Origin of the sequence: Silvibacterium sp., from assembly GCF_047605705.1 — a bacterium.
Lineage (GTDB): Bacteria > Acidobacteriota > Terriglobia > Terriglobales > Acidobacteriaceae > Silvibacterium.
This window is the reverse complement of sequence record NZ_JASGFD010000007.1, coordinates 75,590-98,933: the sequence shown is the minus strand read 5'-3', so window position 1 is coordinate 98,933 and position 23,344 is coordinate 75,590. Positions and strand designations below refer to the sequence as shown.

21 protein-coding genes are annotated in these 23,344 nt (G+C 62.1%); 12 read left to right on the top strand and 9 right to left on the bottom strand.

All coding sequences use genetic code 11. The annotated features are described in order from the left end of the window. Positions 1-267 precede the first annotated feature (267 nt). The gene (locus QM649_RS04305; protein ID WP_415197784.1) at positions 268-1,035 is read left to right on the top strand and encodes an OmpA family protein; all 768 of its coding nucleotides are present in this window, start codon (positions 268-270) and stop codon (positions 1,033-1,035) included. A gap of 93 nt (positions 1,036-1,128) precedes the next feature. Here QM649_RS04305 and pyrE read toward each other — a convergent pair whose 3' ends face one another. The 3 genes from pyrE to uvrA form a co-directional block, all read right to left on the bottom strand. Next, positions 1,129-1,734, bottom strand: coding sequence for an orotate phosphoribosyltransferase (gene pyrE / locus QM649_RS04300; RefSeq protein WP_415197783.1), 606 nt, complete (start codon positions 1,732-1,734; stop codon positions 1,129-1,131). Positions 1,735-1,910: 176 nt separating this feature from the next. After that, a complete protein-coding gene (locus QM649_RS04295) occupies positions 1,911-2,879 on the bottom strand; it encodes a lysostaphin resistance A-like protein (RefSeq protein ID WP_415197782.1) in 969 nt (322 codons plus the stop codon). Next, positions 2,876-5,731, bottom strand: a complete 2,856-nt coding sequence (uvrA, locus tag QM649_RS04290) for an excinuclease ABC subunit UvrA (protein WP_415197781.1) — start codon at positions 5,729-5,731, stop codon at positions 2,876-2,878. Before uvrA ends, QM649_RS04295 begins: the two co-directional genes overlap by 4 nt. A 313-nt stretch (positions 5,732-6,044) precedes the next feature. Between uvrA and QM649_RS04285 the strand changes: the two genes are divergently transcribed. Then, positions 6,045-6,221, top strand: coding sequence for a hypothetical protein (locus QM649_RS04285; protein ID WP_415197780.1), 177 nt, complete (start codon positions 6,045-6,047; stop codon positions 6,219-6,221). 111 nt (positions 6,222-6,332) lie between these two features. On the opposite strand, the gene QM649_RS04280 is transcribed toward QM649_RS04285, so the two are convergent. Then, positions 6,333-6,602, bottom strand: a complete 270-nt coding sequence (locus QM649_RS04280; RefSeq protein ID WP_415197779.1) for a YtxH domain-containing protein — start codon at positions 6,600-6,602, stop codon at positions 6,333-6,335. 169 nt (positions 6,603-6,771) lie between these two features. Continuing rightward, complete coding sequence (gene thiC, locus QM649_RS04275; RefSeq protein ID WP_415197778.1) at positions 6,772-8,241, bottom strand: phosphomethylpyrimidine synthase ThiC; 1,470 nt, start codon at positions 8,239-8,241, stop codon at positions 6,772-6,774. Between the two features lie 233 nt (positions 8,242-8,474). On the opposite strand from thiC, the gene QM649_RS04270 reads away from it, so the two are divergent. The 6 genes from QM649_RS04270 (at position 8,475) to QM649_RS04245 (ending at position 13,066) form a co-directional block, all read left to right on the top strand. Then, a complete protein-coding gene (locus tag QM649_RS04270) occupies positions 8,475-8,942 on the top strand; it encodes a cytochrome c maturation protein CcmE (RefSeq protein WP_415197777.1) in 468 nt (155 codons plus the stop codon). A 109-nt stretch (positions 8,943-9,051) separates the two neighbouring features. Then, positions 9,052-9,465: a MarR family winged helix-turn-helix transcriptional regulator gene (locus QM649_RS04265; protein ID WP_415197776.1), complete on the top strand. Its 414-nt coding sequence runs from the start codon at positions 9,052-9,054 to the stop codon at positions 9,463-9,465. 49 nt (positions 9,466-9,514) lie between these two features. After that, the gene (locus QM649_RS04260; protein WP_415197775.1) at positions 9,515-11,128 is read left to right on the top strand and encodes a chloride channel protein; all 1,614 of its coding nucleotides are present in this window, start codon (positions 9,515-9,517) and stop codon (positions 11,126-11,128) included. 50 nt (positions 11,129-11,178) lie between these two features. Next, positions 11,179-11,874 carry a heme ABC exporter ATP-binding protein CcmA gene (gene ccmA, locus QM649_RS04255; RefSeq protein ID WP_415197774.1) on the top strand — a complete coding sequence of 232 codons (696 nt, stop codon included), beginning with the start codon at positions 11,179-11,181 and terminating at the stop codon, positions 11,872-11,874. Beyond that, positions 11,871-12,395 carry a Cys-tRNA(Pro) deacylase gene (ybaK, locus tag QM649_RS04250; RefSeq protein WP_415197773.1) on the top strand — a complete coding sequence of 175 codons (525 nt, stop codon included), beginning with the start codon at positions 11,871-11,873 and terminating at the stop codon, positions 12,393-12,395. Before ccmA ends, ybaK begins: the two co-directional genes overlap by 4 nt. After that, positions 12,392-13,066 (top strand): heme exporter protein CcmB, encoded by a 675-nt coding sequence (locus tag QM649_RS04245; RefSeq protein ID WP_415197772.1) that lies wholly within the window; start codon positions 12,392-12,394, stop codon positions 13,064-13,066. Before ybaK ends, QM649_RS04245 begins: the two co-directional genes overlap by 4 nt. Before the next feature lie 163 nt (positions 13,067-13,229). Here QM649_RS04245 and QM649_RS04240 read toward each other — a convergent pair whose 3' ends face one another. Then, entirely contained in the window at positions 13,230-13,442 is a 213-nt protein-coding gene (locus QM649_RS04240) for a hypothetical protein (protein WP_415197771.1), read from the bottom strand. A 122-nt stretch (positions 13,443-13,564) separates the two neighbouring features. Here QM649_RS04240 and QM649_RS04235 point away from each other — a divergent pair, with 122 nt between their 5' ends. Then, on the top strand, positions 13,565-14,266 hold the full coding sequence (locus tag QM649_RS04235) for a cytochrome c biogenesis protein (protein ID WP_415197770.1): 702 nt from the start codon (positions 13,565-13,567) through the stop codon (positions 14,264-14,266). Positions 14,267-14,399: 133 nt separating this feature from the next. Here the strand turns inward: QM649_RS04235 and QM649_RS04230 are convergent, their stop codons facing one another. Both QM649_RS04230 and QM649_RS04225 read right to left on the bottom strand, forming a co-directional pair. Continuing rightward, entirely contained in the window at positions 14,400-15,560 is a 1,161-nt protein-coding gene (locus QM649_RS04230; protein ID WP_415197769.1) for a PepSY-associated TM helix domain-containing protein, read from the bottom strand. Positions 15,561-15,592: 32 nt separating this feature from the next. Further along, positions 15,593-17,983 carry a TonB-dependent siderophore receptor gene (locus QM649_RS04225; protein WP_415197768.1) on the bottom strand — a complete coding sequence of 797 codons (2,391 nt, stop codon included), beginning with the start codon at positions 17,981-17,983 and terminating at the stop codon, positions 15,593-15,595. 204 nt (positions 17,984-18,187) lie between these two features. Between QM649_RS04225 and msrA the strand changes: the two genes are divergently transcribed. Together msrA and QM649_RS04215 are read left to right on the top strand one after the other, a co-directional pair. After that, positions 18,188-18,856 (top strand): peptide-methionine (S)-S-oxide reductase MsrA, encoded by a 669-nt coding sequence (gene msrA / locus QM649_RS04220; protein ID WP_415197767.1) that lies wholly within the window; start codon positions 18,188-18,190, stop codon positions 18,854-18,856. Between the two features lie 48 nt (positions 18,857-18,904). Then, complete coding sequence (locus tag QM649_RS04215; RefSeq protein ID WP_415197766.1) at positions 18,905-19,573, top strand: dihydrofolate reductase family protein; 669 nt, start codon at positions 18,905-18,907, stop codon at positions 19,571-19,573. 63 nt (positions 19,574-19,636) lie between these two features. Here QM649_RS04215 and QM649_RS04210 read toward each other — a convergent pair whose 3' ends face one another. Further along, entirely contained in the window at positions 19,637-21,115 is a 1,479-nt protein-coding gene (locus QM649_RS04210; RefSeq protein WP_415197765.1) for a M20/M25/M40 family metallo-hydrolase, read from the bottom strand. Positions 21,116-21,230: 115 nt separating this feature from the next. On the opposite strand from QM649_RS04210, the gene QM649_RS04205 reads away from it, so the two are divergent. Next, positions 21,231-23,312: a S9 family peptidase gene (locus tag QM649_RS04205; RefSeq protein WP_415197764.1), complete on the top strand. Its 2,082-nt coding sequence runs from the start codon at positions 21,231-21,233 to the stop codon at positions 23,310-23,312. The last annotated feature ends 32 nt before the right edge of the window (positions 23,313-23,344 follow it).

Below are 23,344 nucleotides of genomic sequence, written 5' to 3'. Positions count from 1 at the left end.
TGGCACTGTTCGGGGCTCAAACCAGGTAAAAAATACAGGCTTAATCCCAAAGCAATTATGGGTGTTTTGGAAGGAGTTTCCGTTATCGTGAACATTACAAAAGCGTTACAGCGATAAGCGCCATTTTGGCCCCCGCCTTGCATCTGACTACAACGACGGACAGCCTGTGGCCGTTGATGCATGAGGCATCAGGAGTTAGCCACAAAGGCAAGGACGGCATAAGAACTCGCGCGGCAGCAAAGAGCCGCGGAGAACGGAGTGAGACAGATGACTCGTGGCAAGTACATCCCAGGTCTTTTCAGCGTAACTGCATTGGGAGCACTTTCTCTCTTCACGGTGACCGGCTGCACCACAAAGAACTATGTACGCAGCCAGACGACTCCGATTGTTCAACAGACGAATGAGCTGGATGACGCGACCGCGCGCAACAACCGTAATATTCAGGACGTAGACCAGCGTGCGCAGGCCGGTATCTCCAATGCACAGAACTCCGCGAACCAGGCGAACCAGCAGGCTCAGACGGCGAACACGGCTGCGGGACAGGCGCAGCAGTCTGCCCAGGAAGCTGTGAATCGTGCGGACTCGCTGGCCAGCGTGGTGGCGAATCTCGATAAGTACCAGCAGGTAGCCATCGCCTCCGTGAACTTCGGTTTCGACAAGGCGGAGCTGACGCGCGCGGACAAGCAGCAGCTCGACCAGTTTGCCGGACAGCTGCAGGGCACGAAGAGCTACATTCTCGAAGTCACGGGCGGAACGGACTCGACGGGTTCGGACGCTTACAACTATGACCTGAGCCAGCGCCGTGCGCAGGCTGTTGTGCAATATTTAGCGTCGAAATACAACGTTCCGGCGCACAAGTTCTATCTCATTGGTATCGGCAAGGACAAGGAGGTCGCCTCCAACTCCACAGCCGCGGGACGAGCCAAGAATCGTCGCGTAGACATTCAGCTTCTCTCGAACATGACGGGGCAGGAGCCTGCGGCTCCCGCACAGACAAGCAGCCTGAGGATGCCTGCAGGGAGCAGCAATCAGTAGGGCCTTGTGAAGCATGTTGAGAGAGAAAAGAAAGCGGGGCGCCATTTGGCGCCCCGCTTTCTTTTTGGCTGAAACCTGACGGCTTCGAACTGCCTACATCGCCAGCTGGGCGACGTGCGCGGCGCGGACATCGTCCGCGGTGTAGAGGCTGAGGAAGGGTGCACCTTCGCAGGCGGCTTCCACGGCGGCGCGGCCTTTGGCTTCGCGCTCGACGAGACAGAGCGCGCCGATCACCTTCATGCCTGCCTGCTTCGCCGCTTCGATGGCATTGATCGTGGATGCGCCGGTGGTGCAGACGTCATCGACGATCACGACAGGCGCGCCTGCTTCGAAGAAGCCTTCGATGCGGCGGCCGGTACCGTGCGCCTTCTCGGCCTTGCGGACGAGAAAGCCATGCACGAGGGCATGATGCCCGTTCGGGTGCTCGGCCGCGCGCCACGCGCTGGCAGTGGAGACAGCAGAGACGACCGGGTCAGCGCCCATGGTGAGGCCGCCTACGGCCGCGGGCTTCAGCTTGTGCTGATGAAAGAGATCCAGCAGAGCGAGGCCGGTGAGGCGAGCGCCTTCGGCATGCAGCGTGGTGATGCGGCAGTCGATGTAGTAATCGCTCTTCGCGCCGGAGGACAGGGTGAAGTCACCCAGCTTGAAGGAAATGCGGGAAAGCAGGTGCAGAAGGGCGTCGCGGTTGCTCGTAGTCATCAGGAAATATTGTATGCCGCGAATGGCGGGGATAGGGCAATCGTTCTGCACCTCTATCGTTCCGGTCGCTGGCCTCTCCACTCCGCGAGACGACGGAGGTCTCGCTCCGGTCGAGATGACGGGGTTTCCTGACGAGAGACGAAGCGACAAAGAGCGCGCTTGTCAGAAGAACTCTTCTACGTCGTCAGCTTTTCGAGGTGGCGGAAGCCGCCGGTGGCGGCAATCATGCCGGCGAAGAGCGTGAAGTTGTAGGCCGCATGCACGATGACCGAAGCCGCGAGTGAGTCGAGTGTAAGGCGCACGATGCACAGCACGATGCTGACGCCGCCGATAAGAACCAGCGGTCCCCAGGCGTGCGAGACCTGCCCGGAGTGCATGAAGGCAAAACCAAGGCTGGTGACGAACACGGCGGCGGGTACGCCGATGAAACGGGCCGCGGTTGTGCTGATGAGTTCTTCGCGCTCGAGCCAGCGAACACCATTCACCAATCCGGGAAGCAGGAAGCCGCGGAAGGCCAGCTCTTCGAGCAGCGGCGCGATGGTGACGCCGAAGATCAGCATCATCCACGCACCGAGCGGCGAGTGCATCATGTCCTGCATGATGGGCGGGTCTTTCGGCATGGGGAGGAAGTTGCCAAAGATGGCGATGCTGAAGCCGCAGGCCAGGCCGCCGAGCGCGAGAAACAGAAAGCGGCGGCGAGCGACCGAGGCGTTCCAGTGAATACCCGCGCCGAAGGGCTCATGCCAGAGCACGGAAAAGACCGGGATGACGACGAGCGCGATGAGCGCATAGGAAAGGCCTTGTACCGGCAGGCTGATGCGGGGATCGTCCTGCGTGGCAGCAGCCAGTTCATTCAACGTCTTATGACCGAAGATGTGGAACTGTTTGATCAGGAAGAGGCCGAGCCCTTGCCCGATGAGCAGCGCAATGAAGGCGAGGACAAAGAACAGCACGGTGTGCCCGAGGTGCGGGATGAGACGCGGACGGTGCGTCTCCGTGAGGAATGCAGGCGGCTCGGGGACGAATTCCGGCGCAAGCGGAGGGTCGGGCACCGAAGAAGCAGGGAAGCTGCTTTGGACCGGCTCCCAGCTTCCTGGTTCCCACGTTGTGTGCGCTTGCGGATCGTCCTCGAGCGGCGGCGTCATTGCACCCAGTCTTTCTTCGTGCTGCGTTTACGCTTCGGTGCTGCTTTGGGAAGCGGCTCTGTTCCGTTTAGAACGGTCCCGGTGGCCTGGTAGTAGCGGCGGAGGAACTCGCCGGTGTGCGAGCCTGCTGCCTGTGCCACCTGCTCGGGGGTACCTTCCGCGACGATCGTACCGCCGCCTTCGCCGCCTTCGGGTCCTAGATCGACGATCCAGTCCGCGTTGCGGATCACGTCGAGATTGTGCTCGATGATGATGATGGTGTTGCCGAGGTCGGTGAGGCGATGGAGTACCTCGAGGAGCTTGCGCACGTCATCGAAGTGCAGGCCGGTGGTGGGCTCGTCGAGCAGATAAAGTGTGCGGCCTGTCTGCCGCTTGGAAAGCTCGCGGGCCAGCTTCATGCGCTGTGCTTCGCCGCCCGAGAGCGTGGTTGCTGCCTGGCCGAGATGGATGTAGCCGAGACCGACGTCGACCAGCGTCTGCAGCTTGACCTTGACCTGCGGGATGTCGGCGAGCACGGGCAGCGCGTCCTCGATGGTGAGGTCGAGGATGTCCGCGATGGAGTAGCCGTTGAACTTCACGGCCAGGGTTTCCTGATTGTAACGGCGACCGTTACAGACTTCGCACTGCACGTAAACATCGGGCAGGAAGTTCATCTCGATACGGCGCTGTCCGTCGCCCTGGCAGGCTTCGCAGCGGCCGCCGGCGACGTTGAAGGAGAAGCGTCCTGCCTTGTAGCCGCGCTCGCGTGACTCAGGCAGCATGGCGAAGAGGTCGCGGATGGCGGTGAAGACGCCGGTGTAGGTCGCGGGGTTCGAGCGCGGGGTGCGTCCGATGGGCGACTGGTCGATGCGGATGGCCTTGTCGATGTTCTCAAAGCCGGTGACCTTCTTGTGTTCGCCGGGCTCCTCACGCGAGCCGTAGAGCTGCTTGGCCAGCGCGCGGTAGAGGATGTCGTTGACCAGTGTGCTCTTGCCGGAGCCGGAGACGCCGGTGATCACGGTCATGACGCCGAGCGGGAACTTCGCGGTGACGTCGCGCAGGTTGTGGCTGCGCGCGCCTTCGACGGTGATCCACTTCTCGACAAGCGGACGCGGCGTTTCGCGATGGAGGATGGTCGTCTCGCCGGAGAGATAGCGTCCGGTAAGCGAGGCCGGCGTGTTCATGATTTCGGCCGGCGTGCCCTCGGCGACGACATGGCCGCCGAGCTTGCCCGCGCCGGGGCCGAGGTCGAGCACATAGTCGGCGCGGCGGATGGTGTCTTCGTCATGCTCGACGACGAGGACGGTATTGCCGAGATCGCGTAACGACTCGAGGGCTACGATGAGTTTCTGGTTGTCGCGTTGATGCAGGCCGATCGAAGGCTCGTCGAGCACATAGAGCACGCCGCGGAGTCGTGAGCCGATCTGCGTGGCGAGACGGATGCGCTGGCCTTCGCCGCCGGAGAGTGTGGCGGCGTTGCGGTCGAGCGCGAGATAGCTGAGGCCGACGGCAGTGAGGAATTCGAGGCGTTCGACGACTTCACGGCGCAGGCGTTCCGCAATCAGGGCATCGCGTGAGGTAAAGGAGATGGCGCGTGCGGCATCGAGTGCGCGATTGAGCGGCAGGGCGGTGAAGTCAGCGATGGAAAGGCCGCTGACCTTGACGGCCAGCGACTCCGGACGCAGCCTGCGGCCCTTACAGGCCGGGCAGACCGAGGCTGACATGTACTGCATCATCCACTCGCGGTAGGCGTCGGACTTCGACTCCTCGAGCGAGTCGCGCAGGTAGGAGAGGATGCCGTGGAAGCCGGTGCGCGGGGCTTCCGACTTTGGCGGCCCGTAGAGCAGCAGGTCCTGCTGTTTCTGCGGCAGCTCCTCGAAAGGCTTCTTGAGGTCGATCTTGTAGCGGTCCGCGGCGAGCTTGATGAGCTTCAGCAGGTATTGCGAGGACGAGCCGGGGCCGAGTGCGCCGTCGAGCAGCGGCTTCGACCAGTCGTTGATGATCTTCGCGGGATCGAAGTCGTAGATGTTGCCGAGGCCGTGGCACTCCGGGCATGCGCCATAGGTGGAGTTGAAGGAGAAGCTGCGCGGCTCGAGCTTGGGGATGTCGAGGCCGCAGTCGGGGCAGGCCATCGACGAGGAGTAGAGCTGCTCGCTATGCTGCGTGGCCACGAGCACGAGGCCGTTGGCCATCTGCAAGGCCTTCGCCACCGAGGCTTCGAGGGACTTCTCGATACCAGGCTTCAAAATCGTGCGGTAGACGGCGGCTTCGATGGTGTGGTTCTTGCGCTTCTCAAGCTGAATGGGCTCGGAGAGATCGCGCAGTTCTCCATCGATGCGAGCCTTAAATCCCTGCTGTTCGATCTTGTCGAGGAGGTCTTTGAACTCGCCCTTGCGGCCGCGCACGATGGGCGCGTAGATGGTGACGCGCTCGCCCTGGCCCAGCGCGAGGATGCGCTCGACGATCTGCTCAGCGGACTGACGCGAGATCTCCTGGCCGCAGTTCGGGCAGTGCGGCGAGCCGACCGATGCGTAGAGCAGGCGCAGGTAGTCGTAAATCTCGGTGATGGTGCCGACGGTGGATCGCGGGCTGCGGCTGGTGGTCTTCTGCTCGATCGAAATCGCCGGGCTCAGGCCTTCGATGGAATCGACGTCGGGCCGCTCGATCTGATCGAGAAACTGGCGCGCATAAGCCGACAGCGTTTCCACGTAGCGGCGCTGGCCTTCGGCGTAGATGGTGTCGAACGCGAGCGAGGACTTGCCGGAGCCGGAGAGACCGGTGACGACGGTAAGCGTGTTGCGGGGAATCTGTACGCTGATGTCGCGAAGGTTATGCTGCCGCGCTCCGCGCACCGTGATGTGTGTAATGGACATGGATAGGTCGGGGTCCGGCATTATGAAATTTCGTCGACGAGCGGCGGAGGGCAGCTCAAGACATTGCAAAACTTCATAGGAAGCTTGAAGATGGCCTCAGATCCCCTTCCGGTATCTTATTCGGCAACAGAAAGTTGGGTCAATTTCTCACGACCCGGCACGCTTCCTCTGCCACAATTGTCATCGTAAGGGTATGGCTCGCAAAGCTGAAGCAAAGCGCGAAGCCTGTTCCCGTGGTTCTGCCTGAAGGCGGGCCGGAAAATTTGGATCAGCAGAACGGAAGGCAGAGTCGGAAGTCATGATGCAGGATGCAATGAATACCCTAATGCTTGTGTGCGCCAGTGCCGCGTCGTTGGCGCTGGGGGTTCTGGCAGCGTATGGGGTCTGCTGGCTGGCCTTTACTATCTTCCGCGTCCACTCGCAGTCGGTGGCCGCAGCGCGCGTGGCCAAGGTCAACCTGAACGCCGAGGCTCCGGCAAGCCAGGTCTAGCAATTTAGACATTTTCAGCCGCAGGCGAACTCCTGCTGCCTCCAAACGGCAAAACGCCAGATTCTCTGCGAGGATCTGGCGTTTCTGTTTCGGGGAGGGGATTGGCGGGTTTTAGATCTGGACGACCTTCTTGGCCGCGGTCACGGCGTTCGAGGCGGAATCCACCGCATCGTCAATCAGGTCCTTGCCCTTTTTCACATACTTCTCGGCGTGGTCGCTGATGTTGTCGGCGGCGTCCTTGAGGTAATCGGTCGCATCCTCGAAGCTGCGCTTGAGCTGGCGCCGAGTCTTTTCCCCGGACTGGGGGGCGTAGATCAGGGCAACCGCCGCACCGGCGGCAACTCCCACAGTAAACACTGCCCAGAACTTGACTGCATTCATGATGAAACTCCTTATGCTTGGCGCTATACCCGCATTGAGATACGCCTCATGGTGCTCGGGTTGCAGGATTACCGTGGATTTTCGAGCAGAAATGCCCATTTCGGCCGGAAAAAGCACATGCCCGGGCGAGGAAGCCCGGGCATGCGATTATTTTCGAGACGTATGAGCCCTAGCTCTTGGTCGCGAGCTGCTGTGCCTGCAGAACGACCAGCTGGCTGAGATCCTTCTTCTCGAGGCCATGGACGCTCTTGTTGAACTCGTCCACCTTGGCAGACCAGTTCATGGAGCAGAACTTCGGTCCGCACATGGAGCAGAAGGCGGTCTCCTTGTAGTAGTCGTCGGGGAGGGTCTCGTCGTGCATCGAGCGCGCCGTCTCCGGATCGAGCGAGAGGGCGAACTGCTTCTCCCAGTCAAAGGTGTAGCGGGCATAGCTGATGGCGTCGTCGCGATCCTGCGCGCCGGGGCGATGACGGGCGATGTCGGCAGCGTGGGCGGCGATCTTGTAGGCGATCATGCCGTCCTTCACGTCCTTCTCGTTCGGCAGACCGAGGTGCTCCTTCGGCGTGACGTAGCAGAGCATAGCCGCGCCGTGCCAGCCGATCATGGCTGCGCCGATGGCCGAGGTGATGTGGTCGTAGCCGGGGGCGATGTCGGTGACCAGCGGTCCGAGCACGTAGAACGGTGCGCCGTCGCAGAGTTCGACTTCCTTATCGACCTGCTCCTTGATCTTGTCCATCGGCACGTGGCCGGGGCCTTCGATCATCACCTGCACATCATCCTTCCAGGCCTGGCGGGTCAGCTCGCCCAGGGTCTTGAGCTCGGAGAACTGCGCTTCGTCGCTGGCGTCCGCAACCGAGCCAGGGCGCAGGCCGTCGCCGAGCGAGTAGCTGACGTCGTACTTGGCCATGATCTTGGTGATGCGGTCGAAGTTTTCGTAGAGGAAGTTCTGCTTGTGGTGCGCGGTCATCCACTGCGCCATGATGGCGCCGCCACGGCTGACGATGCCGGTGATGCGGTTGGCCACCAGCGGCACGTACTGGATCAGTACGCCGGCGTGGATGGTGAAGTAGTCCACACCCTGCTGCGCCTGCTCCTCGATGACTTCGAGGTAGAGATCGATGTTGAGGTCTTCGACCTTCTTCACGCGGCCCAGTGCCTCATAGAGCGGCACGGTGCCGATGGGCACGGGCGAGTGGCGGAGGATGGCGTCGCGAATCTCGGGGATGCTGCCGCCGGTGGAGAGGTCCATGACCGTATCCGCGCCGAACTGGACGGCGGTGTGCAGCTTGCGCAGCTCCTCGTCGATGTTCGAGGTGATGGCCGAGTTGCCGATGTTGGCGTTGACCTTGCACTTGGTGGCCACGCCGATGCCCATGGGCTCGAGCTCGGGATGGTTGATGTTCGCGGGGATGATGAGGGTGCCCTTGGCGATCTCCGAGCGGATGAGCTCGGCGGAGATGTTCTCGCGCTTCGCAACGTAGGCCATCTCCTCGGTGATCTTGCCGAGGCGGGCGAAGTGCATCTGCGACATATTGGTGTCGCCGGTGCGCGCAGCTTCTTCCTTGCGTTTCACGATCCATTCGGCGCGAGGCTTGAGGATTTCGAGAGTGTCGTTCTGGGTATGGCCGTTGGTCGTCATTATCACCTCTGGGAGCAGGATCGTTGGGTCATCGCTTGCCGGACGCGCTGCGGAAGACTGGTAACTAATAAAGATGGCTGGTGCGCTCGGAGGGCCGCTTTTTTCGGCTCGAGTGTGGCGCGTCTGCCGGCACCATGACTTCAGGCAATGCTTCCCGCGATTATAAATCGCCAGCGCGCGTGAAACCCGGGGCGTACACTTGGAAGTGTCGGAGGAGTGGAGCAAGCAGAGAGATGGCCCTGACAAAACCGCAGATGAAGATCGGCGCCGCCGTGGTAATTATTCTCGGCGTCGTTGCGTGGCTCGCCGTGAGCGGCGCAAGCGCCACCAAGAGTTATTACGTCACCATCCAGGAACTGCATGCCATGGGCGGCAAGGCCTACACGCGGAACCTGCGCGTGGCGGGCAATGTCCTGCCAGGCTCGATCGTGCATAACGGTCCGAATGCAGATTTCACGCTGGTGGAAAATGCGAACCAGCTTCGCGTGTCGTATGAGGGCGAGGAGCCGCCGCCGGATACCTTCAAGGACGATTCGCAGGCCCTGGCCATCGGCACCTACGGCCGCGATGGCGTCTTTCACGCCACCCAGCTGCAGGCGAAGTGCGCGTCGAAGTACGCTCCCGCGCAGGGCGCCAAGCCCGGAGCAGCCCCGGCTCCCGCTGCGAACACCGCATCTGTGGTGATGCCAGCCACGCGCTGAATACTTTTCTTACCTGGTTTCATACGCAGCCCCGGGATTTCCCGGGGCTGTTTTGTCTTTCGCTGCCTCGTTTGACATATCGTGATACGATATAAATATTGAGAACCCGATGACAGACACGCACAGCGAAATTCAGCTTCTGGCCAAGTTTCGCCAGGAAATCCGGCGATTTCTCCAGTTCAGCGAACAGGCCGCGCTTTCTGCCGGGATTCAGCCGCAGCAGCATCAGCTCCTGCTCCAGATTGCGGGTGCGCCGGAGGGTACGCCGGTCACGATCGGCTATGTCGCCGAGGTGATGGGACTTCGTCACCACAGCGTGGTCGAGCTCAGCAACCGTAGCGAAGCCGCGGGATTGGTGCGGAGGATGCATGATCCTGCCGACCGGCGGTGTGTGCTGCTGGAGCTGACTGCGCAGGGGCAGCGTGCTCTTCGTGCGCTCTCGGACGCGCATGCGCAGCAGTTGCGGGAACTGGCGCCGGGCCTGATCCAGGCGTTGACGCGCATCAGCGAGGCGAAGCCGTAAGAAGAAAAGGACTAATATTCATGGACTGCACAGATAGAAGAGGCCGCCTGTGAAGGCCGAGCCCTCCATCCTTCGGGATTTCACGGTGGACAAGCGGGTATGGCTGCTGTCCGGAGTCGCCATTGGCATCGGCGCGATCGCCACGCTGCTCGCGGTCTTTCTGCTGCGCTGCATCGCCTTTTCGACCAACCTGTTTTACTACCACCGCTTCAGCATCGCGCCGGTATCGCCGGCCGGGAGCCCACTCGGGCACTGGATGGTAATTGTCCCGGTGATTGGCGGCCTTCTTGTGGGCGTGATGGCGCGCTTTGGCTCCGACAAGATTCGCGGCCACGGCATCCCGGAGGCGATTGAGGCGATCCTGCTCCATCGCGCCAGGGTTGCCCCGAAGATCGCGCTGCTCAAACCGATTTCGGCAGCGATTGCGATCGGATCGGGCGGACCGTTCGGCGCCGAGGGGCCGATTATCATGACGGGCGGCGCGGCGGGCTCGCTGATCGGGCAGTGGATGCATGTGACCGATAACGAGCGGACCACGCTGCTGGTGGCGGGAGCAGCTGCCGGAATGTCGGCAGTCTTCGCCACGCCGGTTGCGGCGATTCTTCTCGCCGTGGAGCTGCTGCTCTTCGAGTGGCGTCCGCGCAGCCTGGTTCCCGTGGCGATGGCCAGCACGACCGCAGCGTTGCTTCGTACGCACTGGCTTGGCTCGGGGCCCCTCTTCGATATGCCCTCCGAGGGTACCCCGCATGCTTCGTTTGTCATTGGCGCGGTTCTTCTGGGCGCCTTCGTGGGGCTTGTCGCCGCGGTGATGAGCCGCCTGATGTATTCGATTGAAGACCTTTTTGAGCACCTGCACCTGCACTGGATGTGGTGGCCGGCCATCGGCGGTATCGGTATCGGCGTCGGTGGACTCTTCTTTCCGCGCGGCCTGGGCGTGGGATACGACAACATCGCGGAGCTTCTCCACGGAAATGCGGCGGTCGGCCTGATTGTCGGCGTCCTGCTGGCGAAGTCGCTGATGTGGGCGGTCTCGCTGGGTTCCGGCACCTCGGGCGGCGTACTCGCGCCGCTGCTCATGATCGGCGGCGCGATCGGCGCGCTGGCCGCGCACCTTGCGCATACTTCGACCGAGGCGGAGGCCCTTTGGGCGCTGATCGGCATGGGGGCGATGCTGGCGGGAGCGCTCGGCGTTCCTCTTACCGCCATCCTCTTCAGCCTGGAGGTGACGCACTGTCTGCCGGCGCTGCTGCCGCTGGCGGTTGCCTGCATTGCGTCCTACCTGGTGACGGCGCTGATCATGCCGCGTTCCATCCTGACGGAGAAGCTGGGCCGGCGCGGAACGCACCTGACGCGCGAATACGGTGTGGACCCGCTGGAGCTGGTGCTGGTGCGCGAGGTCATGTCGCCTCTTCAGGGAGCGCCGGTCGAGATCCCTGCGTCGGCGACCTTCACCTATTCCGACTCGACAACCCGCGCAGCCATGGCAGTGATGGCGACGGAGGGGCTGGAGACGATCCCGGTTGTGGACCGCAAAACGGGCCTGAGCTGTGGCGAGTTCTCGCTGCGGCACCTGCTGCAGGTGCGGGGAAAATCGCTGGAGCGGGAGCACGAACGGCTACGGCTCTCCCGGTATGTGCCGCCCGAATTGGGTGGTCACAACTGAGACGGTCGTCACATTCGATCCCGTGTCCCGGTCGGTATACTCCGTAGAGCATGTCCTGCGCGGTTGAGCTTAAAGAGGTTTCGAAGGTTTACGGCAGCTTCGCCGCACTGCGCAAAGTCTCTCTCCGGTTTGAGCCGGGCTGTTGCTACGTGCTGCTGGGAGAGAACGGTGCAGGGAAGTCGACGCTGTTGCGCATGGTGGCCGGACTGCTGCGTCCGACTTACGGCGCAGTCCGCATCGAGCGCGGCGCGGCGTCGCAGCCGCCGGTCGAGGTGCGGCAGTCGATCGGCTATATGAGTCACGCGCCGATGCTCTACGAAGAGCTGACGGCGCTCGAGAACCTGCAGTATTTCGCCAGCCTCTATCGGGGCCAGCCGTGTCTTACGCCGGAAGGGGCGATGCGCGCGGTGGGACTCGACCCTGTGCTGGCGCGTCCGGTAGGACAGTATTCGCAGGGAATGCGGCAGCGGGCATCGCTGGCCCGCGTGCTGCTGTCCCGTCCCGAACTGCTGTTGCTGGATGAGCCCTTTTCCAACATGGACGCGGCGAGCGCGCAGCAGATGCTGGCGCTGGTGGCAGGGCTGCGCGCCGAAGGCAAGACCATCATTCTGACAACGCATCAGCGCGAGCTGGCCGAGCCGATTGCCGATTATCTGCTGACATTGCAGGCCGGGCGGGTGGAGTCATTGATGGATGGTCCGGCAAGGGGCGCGGCCAATCAACGCGAAAGAGAACTACAGATATGAAGACCAACGCGGCGCGCTTTCTCGATTCCCTGAAGATTCCGTACGAGCTGCGCGAATATCACGTGACGCCGGAGGAGTTCTCCGCCATCGTGGTCGCGGAGAAGATCGGCCTTCCGCCGGAGCAGGTCTTCAAAACGCTGCTGTGCGCGACTGGCGACCGCGAGTACGTGTTTGCGGTGGTTCCGGGCAATGAAGAGCTGGACTTCAAGAAGCTTGCCCGTGCCGCGGGGGCGCGCAAGGCGGAGATGGCATCGCTCAAGGACGTGGAGCCGCTTACCGGCTACGTGCGCGGCGGGGTAACGATCTTCGGAGCGCGCAAGGATTACACGGCCTACGTGGACGAGACGCTGGAGCTCTTCGACGTGATCTCGGTTTCGGCCGGGACGCGTGGCGTGCAGATGCTGCTCTCGCCGGAAGACTATCTGCGTGCAGCGAATGCACGCGCACTGGGCGCGGAGATCGCCGGCATTACGAAGGATCAGCCGCCAGCGAACCAGAGACATGGGGAGAGCTGGACGTGACGCAACCCTATTTCCTCGTCCATTTACGGAAAGACCTGCGGCTGGAGTGGCGCTCGCGCGATGCGATCAACTCCATGCTGTTCTTCGCGCTGCTGGTGGTGGTGATTTTCTCGCTGGCCTTTGATCCGACGCGGTCCTTCGCACGGCAGATCGCTTCTCCGGTGTTGTGCGTGGCGATTCTGTTTGCGGCGGTCAGCGCGCTGAACCAGACCTGGGCGCGAGAGTTGCGGCACAACGTGCTCGAGGCGCATCGGATGGCTCCGGCTCCATCGGGGTCGCTGTTCCTGGGCAAGGTGGTGGCGAACTTCCTGTTTGTCTCGGTGGTGGAAGCGGTGCTGGCGCCGTTGTTCGTGATTTTCTACAACCTGCATGCGCTGGGGCAGGTGTGGGTGCTGCTGCTGGCGGTGCCGCTGGGGACGTGGGCGATCCTGGTGAATGGCACGTTTTTCGCGGCGCTGTCGATCCGCGCGCGCAATCGCGAGCTGCTGCTGCCGCTGATCCTGTTTCCGATCTTTCTGCCGGCGCTGCTGGCCATGGTGCAGGCGATCAGTTCGATTTTGAGTGGGGAGTCGGATCCGTCGCTGTGGATCAAGATTCTCTTCGGCTACGACATCATCTTTACGCTGCTGAGCGTGATGCTGTTCGAGACGATCCTGCAGGCAGAGGACTGAGGCAGGCCAGGGCAGGGATGGAGGTTTCCGTTTTGTTTGCTGCGAGCGGGCTCAAGAGCGCGCGGCAGGCCAGAGGCGACTGCGAGAGAGGGTGCGAGTATGAGTGCCGGTGGATGTTCCTGCCGCTACTCTCCTTTCCGGATGAAGGGGTTACGCGCTTTCTTTACCAGTGTCCCGTGTGATGGAGGTGTAAGAGCTGCGCTGCGGAGAAAGCAACCAGCCACAGTCCGACAACCGCGGAGCCGATGGTTACTGCCAGCGTCCGTGCCTGTCGATCCTGAGGGTGTCCGGCTTCTTTGCGCCGCAGGATCACGACCTGACCGAGAGTGCCGGCCAGGAGAATAATGCCGCCGATGATGAGAGTCATCCATGCCATGGCCAGAGGTTCTACTCCTTTGAGGGAAGAGTTGAAAAGGGCCATAATCAGATTTTTTGCAGGACCGCAAGCACTTTGAGCCGTTCCGGTAAACTTTTTATAGCAATCAAGCGAGGACAAAGATGAAGTGGTTTCGCTGGATGTTGGCTGTGGCCACGCTGGCAGTATTAGCCAATGGTTTTCGGGAAGCGCTGTTCGTCGTTCCTGCCGACCATGATCAGGGGGATCTGTCGCGCATCCTCTACTACCACGTACCTACGTGGTGCGGCATGGCTATCTTCTTCGCTATCAATCTGTTGTGCTCCATTCTCTACCTGGCCGTACGGCATCGCAACCGGGCCTTCGCGCTCAAGACGGATGCGCTGGCGCTGGCTTCGGCGGAGATGGGCGTGGTTTATTGCCTGATCGGCATGGCGACCGGGTCGATCTGGGGCAAGGCGGCCTGGGGCATCTGGTGGACCTGGGATGCGCGGCTGACGACAACCCTTATCCTGTGGCTGATTTACGTCGCCTACCTGCTGCTGCGGCGCTTCGCCACGGGGCCGGAGATGCGGACCCTGGCTGCGGTGCTGGCGATTTTCGGCTATGCCGACGTGCCGATCGTGTATATGACGACGCGCTGGTTCCGGACGCAGCATCCGTCGCCGGTATTTTTTGGCGGTCCGAACACGGGGCTCGACGCCAGCATGCTGCCTGCCTTCTTCTGGAACCTGGCAGGCTGGGTCATGTGGGGGTTCCTGCTGGTGAGCCTGCGCTACGCCGCTGAAGTCCGCGCGCAGAGAAATGCCGAGTCGGCGGCGGTGGCCGCTCTGGAGGCCGCATGAGCGAGATGGACGCAATGTTTCACCGGCACCTGGTCGCAGCCTATATCGTGACCTGGGGCGTGCAGCTGGCCTACCTCGCCTACGTGGCCTGGAAGTGGCGCAGCTCGAAGTAAAGGCTGGATCCGATGAGACCTCACGCCCTCGCGGCGGTGAGGTCTCTCCAGCGAAACCGCAGGTAGCGGTTCCAGTACATTAGCAGTCCTGAGATGGTGAGCACGGCGAGCGCTACGCCGAAGGCGCACCACAGCATGCGGAACCATGGTCCCCATAGCGTGCCGAAGTGCAGGGGCTGCATCGCCCACAGAAACCAGTCGCCAAGGCTGCGGTTCCGGCCATAGTGCCAGAGGCTCACGATTGCGCCGGACTTCGCATCGAGCCGGACGATATCCATGTGCCCGAAGTCTTCGGGCGACCCCAGGTACATGTACGCGTAGACGTCGTTGCCATCGGGAGCGAGGCTGGGGTTGGAGATCGTGCTCAGCCTGCCCTGCGGCGAAGCTTTGTGCGCCGTGTCGAGAATCTCCTGCAACGTGGCAAGGCGGTCTGCATGCGGAGGCGTGCGCGGGCTGGGTTCCTGCATCCCTGCCAAAGGTGAGACGACACCGACGGCCTTGGCGAAGGGTTCATCCCACGCGAAGTAGACGCCGGAGAGCGCCCACCAGGAGACGATCAGGACGGTCCAGAGACCGAGGGCGTGGTGCAGATCGTAGTTGACGCGCCTCCAGCTATGGCGCAGCGAGATGCCGAGCGCGCGCCACCAGCTCCGGATACCACGCCACCAGAGCAGAATGCCGCTCATGGCAAGCACCAGCAGCCCTGCTGCTCCGACGCCATTCCACTGCACGCCGTGCGCGTCCCCCATCAAAAGATTGACGTGGAAGTCGTAGATCACATCGACCCAGCTGCGCGGCAGCAGGGTTGGCTTGCCGGTCTGCGGATCAGCGATGGCCTGGAACTCCTTGCTCTTCGCGCTGTCGTGGAGGTTGAGCTGAAAGACGGGCAGTCGTGCGGTCGGCATGCTCAGGTAGGTGACGACCGTGCCCGGGAAGGCCGCCTGAGCCGCGGCCATCACCGCGGGGACCGATGCAGTGTGCGCGGAGTCGTAGGGTGCGAGGCCGGAGGGAAGTGTGCTCCGGGTGAGCGCATCGTGGTAGACCATGAGCGCACCCGAGAGCGAGATAAGAACGAGATAGAGCGAGAGCAGAACGCCCAACCAGAGATGGATCTGAAACAGGGCCCGGCGCAGGAATAACCTGCGCGGGTGATGGATGAGATCGCTGACGAAGCTCTTCATGGCCGGGCTCTGCTGTCTTGGTTCTGTCCTGGTTAGAAGTGCACGCCGGCGGAGACGCGCACGGTGCGCGGTCCGGTGAAGGCAAGACCGAGCAGGCCGGATTCGTAGTAATTTGCCCCGGTCACATTGTCGATGTTCACACGAATCGTCTCGTCCCACTTCCACTTGAGGTCGTAGCGGCCGCCAACGTCGAGACGCGCCCAGGAGGGAATGCTCTGCGTTTCGGCGGTATCTACCCACTGGCTCGACGAGTCGGTGACGCGAGCATCGAGGTTGAGGGCCTTCTTCATGTACGGCACCGTCCACTCGAAGTTCACGGTGCTTTCGGTCGCCGGGACGCCCTCGGCACGCTTGCCATCGGTCGTGCTGTCGCCGGTATTGATCTGGCGGGCATCGAGGAAGCTGACGCCGCCATTCACCCGCAGGCCGGGTGCGATGTTGCCGCCGAGGGTGAACTCAAGGCCGCGGTTGCGCTGCTCGCCGGTGACGGCGAAGACCAGCGTGGTCGGGTTCTCGACGCCATCCGGTTCAGCGATCTGGTAGAGAGCCAGCGTCGCCTGGAGCGTGCCATGCTCATACTTCACGCCCGCTTCCTTCTGGTTGGTTTTCGCCGGGGCAAAGACCTCGTTCTGGTTGGTGGCACCCGCCGTTGGGGTCACTGCCTGCAGATCCTGGATGTAGTTGCCGTAGATCGAGAAGCCCTTGGGCAGGTGATACATTGCTGCCACCGACGGGCTGGCGATGCCCTGGTTGTAGCTGCACTGGCTGGTGCAGGCGGTAAAGTCGGCGCTGTTGTTGTTCCCGCGGCTCACGGTGCCGTATTCCTTGGTGCCGATCCACTGTCCGCGCACGCCGCCGATGACGACGAGCTTGCCGTGAAACGCTGTGGCCACATCGGCCAGAGCCACGCTCGAGTTGCGGTTGAGGTTGGTGTCCGGAACGCTCTTGATATCCCCGATGAGCGGATCCTCCAGCGGCGCGATAGCAATGGGGTGATACATGTTGCTGCTATACACGGCGTCATACTCGTAGAAAAAGCCCGACATGAACTGCAGGTAGTCGCCGGCGAGGGTAATGTCGTTGTGGATGGGGCCGGTCTGCACGTTGTCCCGCACGCCCGCGCGCGCCACGTAGTTGTGGTAGTCGTAGAGGTACGGCAGATCTTCCAGGCCTACGTCTCCCTGCGCATCGGTAAGCCAGGCGTAGCCCGGACCCACGGCCGTTTCCAGTTCATGGCCGAAGCCGTAGGTGCCGTAGACATCGAGGCTGGGTGTGAGCTCGTAGTCGCCCTGCGCCAGCACCAGCTGTTCACGCCCCACGTAGCTGCTCGAGTGGTCGAAGATGTTGGTCTTCACATTCGGAGCCTTGGGGATGGCAAAGCCGGGGTCCACATAGATGACGTCGCGCGCGGCCAGCATGCTGCGCACCTGGTCGCTCACATCCACGCTGCCATGGAATTTCTGCCCGCGGTAATCAACGCCGAGTCCTGCGGCGGCTACATTCTCTTCCTGGTTATCGACCGGCGTATCGCCCATGCGTCCACCCATGGTGAAGCGCACACCCAATGCGTTCTGCGGCAGGAACCGGCGGCCGAGGTCGACATGGCCCTCCGCCTCGCTGCTCGAGGAGAAGCCGCCGTCGGCACGATAGTAGGGCACGTCGCCGGCGCGTTTGGTCACGAAGTTGACGGTGCCGCCGGGCGCGCCATAGGCGCTCGCACCGTTCAGGAACGAGGTCGGTCCCTTGAAGATTTCAATCCGCTCGATGTTCTCGATATTCGGGCTGCGGCTGTCCACCAGTCCGGGCATGCCGTTCAGCAGGGCCTCACCTGGATTCAGCGCGAAGCCGCGCAGGGACATGTACTGGTCCTCGGAGTAGCGGCCGTTGCCCTCCTGGATGCCGACTTCATTGGCAAGAATGTCGGATGCGGTCTGCGCCTGCTGGTCGAGCACCGCCTGCGAGGTGTAGCTCGACGCTGAGAAAGGCAAATCGCTTTCACTGATGGTGCCGAGGATGCCGGCCTGAGCCACGGTGGCGATTTCGCCGTTGCCCGTGGTTTCGGAAGCGGTGACGTTCACCGTCTGCGAGGTTGAGCCGACGGTCAGGTGGACATCGTTATTCCGGGTTGCGCCGTCGGGCAGCGAGAGGTTCTCCTCGACCGTCGTGTGAAAGCCGGGCGCGCTCACGCGCTCGCGATAGCCGGCCTCGAGTTCGCCGTCGATTTCCAGACGATAGTGGCCGGCGGCATCGCTATGGGTCGAGGCGATGACGAGGCCCTTTGGGGTCTCGAGCGAGACGTCCGCGTTAGGGATCGCGGCACCCGAAGTGTCAGTAACTACGCCTTGCAGCACGGCATGCTGTGGAGCGGGAGCAGGGGATTCAGCGAGAGAGAGAAACAGCAGCAGGCCAGCAAAGACGTGCACAAACAACCTCCAAGGGGAATACGACTAGTTTAGTCGTATATAGAGGCTGTTGCAATGGGATTAAGACCGTTACAGTCCGATATTAGTGCGAAATTATGCCGTTTGGAGGAAATTACACAGAGGGAGACAATGGGAGCGCTCTCGGTGGTTCCTGATTTTGTAACCGGAAGCGCTGCCCTGCGTCCTATGGTGCAGAGGTATTCCATGAGATCGTTTCGGGTTCTGCCACTCTTTGCGGTTCTGCTGTTCGCCGGGTGTGCCGGCGCGGCCACGCATCCGTCCATTCCGCCCATCCAGGGTGATGTAAGTCTTGCTTCGCACGGCGGACGAGCCACTGCGGTCTTCGCAGGCGGGTGCTTCTGGGGCACGCAGTCGGTCTTCGAGCGGGTAAAGGGCGTGCTCGACACCACGGTGGGATACTCGGGTGGTTCGGCGGCTACGGCCACCTACGACCAGGTCTCGTCGGAGACGACCGGTCATGCCGAATCGGTGAAGGTCGTCTACGACCCATCGAAGATTACCTACGGCCAGCTGCTGCGGATTTTCTTCTCGGTGGCGCACGATCCGACGCAGCTTAACCGGCAGGGGCCGGACGTGGGCACCTCGTATCGCTCCGTGATTTTTTATGGAAACGAGGATCAGCATCGGCTGGCGAATGCATACATCGCGCAGCTCGACGCGGCGCATGTGTTTCCGGCGAAGATCGTGACGCAGGTGGTTCCGTTGAAGGCGTTCTACGATGCCGAGGCGTATCACCAGGACTACGCGCTGCATAATCCCGACAATCCTTATATCCAGGTCTGCGATCGTCCGAGGATTGAGGCGCTGAAGGAGCAATTCCCGGAGCTCTTCAAGAACTACACGGGCAAATAACGCCTGTCACGCGCCTCCGCAGCGGCTACAATCGCCCGCGGAGGCGTCATGGGCAAGGTCCGAGTCGCAGCATTTGCAGTGTCACTCGATGGATTTGGCGCAGGGCCTGGGCAGGATCTGAGTAACCCGCTCGGCGTACGCGGACTCGAGCTGATGCGCTGGTTTTTCGAGACCGCCACATTCCAGAAGATGCATGCCTCTGCCGAGGGGCAAGCGAGCGGCTCGACGGGCATCGACAACGGCTTTGCCGAGCGATCGTTCGAGAACGTAGGCGCATGGATCCTGGGCCGCAATATGTTCGGACCGGTGCGCGGTCCGTGGGAGTCGTGGGGGGCAGAGGCATGGAATGGCTGGTGGGGCGAGGAGCCGCCATATCATGTGCCGGTGTTCGTGCTGACGCACCACGCGCGTCCGCCGCTGGAGATGAAGGGCGGCACCACGTTCCACTTCGTGACCGATGGGCCTGATGCGGCGCTGGCGCTGGCGAAAGACGCCGCGGGCGAGAAGGATGTTCGCATCGGTGGCGGCGTTTCGACGGTGCGTGCCTATCTGCAGGCAGGGGCGATCGACGAACTTCATCTTGTGCTGGCGCCGATGCTGCTTGGCGAGGGAGAGCCCCTCTTTCACGGACTCGATCTGCCGAAGCTCGGCTTTGCCCATGCGGAAGCGGTGCAAGGAGAGAACGCCACGCACATGATCCTGCGGCGAGGCGTATAGAAAGAGGCCGTCCTGGTCTTATTTGCCAGGAGCGGCCTTTCTGTATCTGTGACGGTGACAGATCTACTTACCGCTGGTGAGCATTTTGACCAGCTGGAAGTAGAAGTCGACACCGCGATAGTAGGCTTCGACGGGTAGACGTTCATCCTGACCGTGCGCGCGGACATCGTTGGTCTCTAGTGCGATGCCGGAGACCGCATAGGTGGGCATACCGGCGGCCATGGTGTAAACGCCATCCGAAGCCCCGGTAGCCATCGTCGGGATTACCGGCGCTCCCGGCCAGAATGTGGCCGAGAGCTTCTCCATCGACGACAGGACCTCATAGTTGACTGCGGCGGGAGGCAGTTGCTTGCGGTTCGGCGCGACATCGTAAGTGTTGCCTGCGTCGTCCATATAGCGGACGGTCACCTTCGGGTCATTGAAGATGTGGATGAGCTGCTGGCGGATGTCTTCGAGCGTGTAGCCGGGCAGGATGCGGCAGTTGACGATGGCCTGCGCCAGCTGCGGCAGGGCGTTGTTGGCATGGCCGGCCTGGAGACGCGTCGCGACGCAGGTGGTGTGCATCATCGAGTTCCACTCGGCGCTGCCGGTGGAGAGGCGGGCGATGGCTGCAGTGTCGGGCGGCGTTGCCAGCATGACCTTGAGATCGGCGGCTTTCTGCCCCTGTTCGAGTGTGCTCAGCTTCAGAAAGTAGGCACGCGTGACGGCGTTCAGCTCAAAAGGGAACGAATAATGTTGCAAATTATTGAGCGCATCGGCGAGATGGTAGATCGCGTTATCGGGCAGCGGCAATGAGCTGTGGCCACCTGGATTCGTCACGGTGAGCTGGTAGTCGCCGTAGAGTTTCTCCGTGGCGTCGATGTCCACCGAGACCGGCTTGCCGTGGTCGAGGTCCGTGCCGCCGCCGTCGGGATTGAGCACGTACTCCGCGTCTATCAGGTCGCGATGGTTCTTGATCAGCCAGTCGACGCCATTCGATTTCCCGCCTTCTTCATCGGCGGTGAGCGCGAGGATGAGGTCGCGATCCGGCACGTATCCGGCCTTCTTGAGGCGGATGAGGGTGGTGACGAGGATGGCGTCGCTCTCCTTCATGTCCTGCGTGCCGCGCCCGTAGTAGAAGCCATCCTTCTCGACGAACTGGAAGGGATCGGTGGTCCAGTCGCTGCGCTTGGCTTCGACGACGTCGAGGTGCCCGATGAAGAGGATGGGCTTCTTTTTACCGGAGCCGTGGTAGCGAAGGACGAGGTTCTCCTTGCGGTCGTTGGGGCCACCGAGAAACATGTCGCTGCTGGAGAAGCCCGCGTCGAGAAGCCGCTGCTGCATGGCCTTTGCGGCGGTGGTCACGTTGCCGACCGAGTCGGTGGTGTTGATCTCGATGAGCTGCTGGAAGATGTCGTGCGCGAGCTGGCGCGTTCCGGCGTCGAGCTGCGTGGGCGCCTGTGCGTGCATGGGCGCGGTGACCGCGAGTGATCCAAAAAGAACAGCCGCGGGAATGGCTCGCCGCCAGGTCTGGCCCCTTAAATACGTTCTGCTGCCTGCCATTCGATCTTTTCTCCGTCGATTGTGTCCGCCGCGCCTGGCTTCCTATACACGGGGGTGATTGCACTCTAACAAACTGCGAATTTTCATCGTGCATTTATAGTGTTTCCATTCCGCCATGAAGAGCATTCGCCTGCTTTCGCTGCTGCCCCTGGTGTCTCTGCCGCTTGTCGCTCGAGCCCAGGCCCCCATATCGCTGGACGAATTCATGAATGCGACGGAGATTCGCGATGCGCGGATCGCTCCGGACGGCAGTGCGGCGGTGATCGCGACGGGCGTGCCGGACTGGCAGCATAATCGCTTTCGCGAGGATCTCTGGCTGTGGTCGAAGGCGACCGGTAAGCTGACGTCGCTGACGCACTCCGGGCATGACTCCTCGCCTTTGTGGTCGCCCGATGGCCGCTACGTGGCGTTCCTGTCGGATCGGCCAATTGTGGCTGCCGAGAGCGATGATGCGGCGGGTAAGGATGATGAGCCGAGCCGCGTATGGATTCTTCCGCTGAACGGCGGCGAGGCCTTTCCCCTCTATACCGGCAAGCTGGATGCGCACGCCCTTGCGTGGTCGGCCGATGGCGCGAGCGTTCTGTTCTCCGCGACGGAACCGCTCTCGAAGGATCAGGAAGACGCCAACAAGGCGGAGTGGAAGGATGTGATCCGCTGGCGCGAGCAGGAGCGCGGCGACCTGCTGCTTTCGATCGCTGTGGATGCGGCGCGGGAGCGCAGCCAGCTTGCCCCGGAAGCGCATGCGAAGGACGATGCGGACAAGCCTGCACTGCCGCCCGATGCGAGGACCATCGCCCACAGTACGCTCGAGATCGACGAGATTGCGCCTTCTCCCAAGGGCGATGTGATCGCGGTGGAATCGGGGCCGATCTCGCATCGCGAGGAGAATCCTGCGGACTACGAGATATACCTGGTCCCGGCGCAGGGCGGCGAATTGCGGCAGCTGACGCATAACCAGGGAATCGAGGGAAGCCTCAAGTGGAACCATGCAGGCAGCCGGCTCTTCTTCACGGTGCGCGCAGGAGGAGGCTCCATCGAGGGCCCGTACCAGGATGTACAGGGGCGGATCTATTCCATCGATACGGCCTCGGGCAAGACGACTCGTCTTGGGTCGGATTTTCAGGGATCGTGGGATGATTTCACGCTGACCTCGCACGATGCGGTGCTGGCCACGGGTCTCACCGGCATGGACCAGAAGATTTATCGCATTGACGGTGACAAATTCACGCCCGTGTTCAACGATGTGGGGAACAATGCGCACCTCGAGGCCGCGCGAAACAGCGATGCGGTGCTGTTTACACACTCGACGATCAACGATCCCACGCAGGTCTTTGTTGCCTCTCAACCCGGAGAGCTGAACAGCGCGAAGGCTGTGACGGCATTCAATCCGGTTTTCCATGAACGTGCGCAGGTGAGCTGGGAGCCGTATCGATGGAAGTCTCCGGATGGAACGAGCGTGGAGGGCGTGCTCATCTATCCGCCGGGCAAGAAGGGTGCGAAGCATCTGCCGATGCTGACATTGATTCATGGTGGCCCGGAGGATGCGGATGGCGATCGCTTTGGCGCGGACTGGTATGACTGGGCGACGTATGCGGCGGCAAACGGATGGCTTGTCTTCCGTCCGAACTATCGCGGCTCAACAGGATATGGCGACGCCTTCATGCTGGCGATCCAGCCGCATCTCGTGTCGTCTCCGGGACGCGACATTCTTTCAGGCGTGGATGCTCTGGTGAAAGACGGCATCGCGGACCCCGATCGCCTGACCATCGGTGGTTACAGCTACGGCGGCTATATGACGAACTGGCTCATTACGCAGACGACGCGCTTCAAAGCTGCGGTGACGGGCGCGGGCGCGGTGGAGCATGCGGCGAACTGGGGCAATGATGACCTCACGTACGACGATGCGTGGTATCTCTCGGGTACGCCGTGGGAGAAGCCGGAGCTGTACCAGTCCGAGGCCGCGCTCTTCCAGATGAATAAGGTCACGACGCCGACACATATCGTCGGAGGCAACGCGGACGTTCGCGTGAGCTACTTCGAGCAGGTGGTGCTCGAGCGCGCGCTGCAACGGCTGAACGTGCCACACACGTTGCTGCTCTTCCCGGGCGAAAACCACCCGCTCGATAAAAATCCCTGGCACGGGTACATCAAGGTTCGCGATGAGCTGCAATGGCTGAAGAAATATGGTGGCCAGTAATCGCCTACATGCATCACTCCGATACTTTATTT

Coding starts and splice junctions, on each gene's coding strand:
- QM649_RS04305 (WP_415197784.1), top strand. CDS start 268: ATGACTCGTGGCAAGTACATCCCAGGTCTTTTCAGCGTAACTGCATTG.
- pyrE (WP_415197783.1), bottom strand. CDS start 1,734: ATGACTACGAGCAACCGCGACGCCCTTCTGCACCTGCTTTCCCGCATT.
- QM649_RS04295 (WP_415197782.1), bottom strand. CDS start 2,879: ATGACGCCGCCGCTCGAGGACGATCCGCAAGCGCACACAACGTGGGAA.
- uvrA (WP_415197781.1), bottom strand. CDS start 5,731: ATGTCCATTACACACATCACGGTGCGCGGAGCGCGGCAGCATAACCTT.
- QM649_RS04285 (WP_415197780.1), top strand. CDS start 6,045: ATGAATACCCTAATGCTTGTGTGCGCCAGTGCCGCGTCGTTGGCGCTG.
- QM649_RS04280 (WP_415197779.1), bottom strand. CDS start 6,602: ATGAATGCAGTCAAGTTCTGGGCAGTGTTTACTGTGGGAGTTGCCGCC.
- thiC (WP_415197778.1), bottom strand. CDS start 8,241: ATGACGACCAACGGCCATACCCAGAACGACACTCTCGAAATCCTCAAG.
- QM649_RS04270 (WP_415197777.1), top strand. CDS start 8,475: ATGGCCCTGACAAAACCGCAGATGAAGATCGGCGCCGCCGTGGTAATT.
- QM649_RS04265 (WP_415197776.1), top strand. CDS start 9,052: ATGACAGACACGCACAGCGAAATTCAGCTTCTGGCCAAGTTTCGCCAG.
- ccmA (WP_415197774.1), top strand. CDS start 11,179: ATGTCCTGCGCGGTTGAGCTTAAAGAGGTTTCGAAGGTTTACGGCAGC.
- ybaK (WP_415197773.1), top strand. CDS start 11,871: ATGAAGACCAACGCGGCGCGCTTTCTCGATTCCCTGAAGATTCCGTAC.
- QM649_RS04240 (WP_415197771.1), bottom strand. CDS start 13,442: ATGGCATGGATGACTCTCATCATCGGCGGCATTATTCTCCTGGCCGGC.
- QM649_RS04235 (WP_415197770.1), top strand. CDS start 13,565: ATGAAGTGGTTTCGCTGGATGTTGGCTGTGGCCACGCTGGCAGTATTA.
- QM649_RS04230 (WP_415197769.1), bottom strand. CDS start 15,560: ATGAAGAGCTTCGTCAGCGATCTCATCCATCACCCGCGCAGGTTATTC.
- msrA (WP_415197767.1), top strand. CDS start 18,188: ATGAGATCGTTTCGGGTTCTGCCACTCTTTGCGGTTCTGCTGTTCGCC.
- QM649_RS04215 (WP_415197766.1), top strand. CDS start 18,905: ATGGGCAAGGTCCGAGTCGCAGCATTTGCAGTGTCACTCGATGGATTT.
- QM649_RS04210 (WP_415197765.1), bottom strand. CDS start 21,115: ATGGCAGGCAGCAGAACGTATTTAAGGGGCCAGACCTGGCGGCGAGCC.
- QM649_RS04205 (WP_415197764.1), top strand. CDS start 21,231: ATGAAGAGCATTCGCCTGCTTTCGCTGCTGCCCCTGGTGTCTCTGCCG.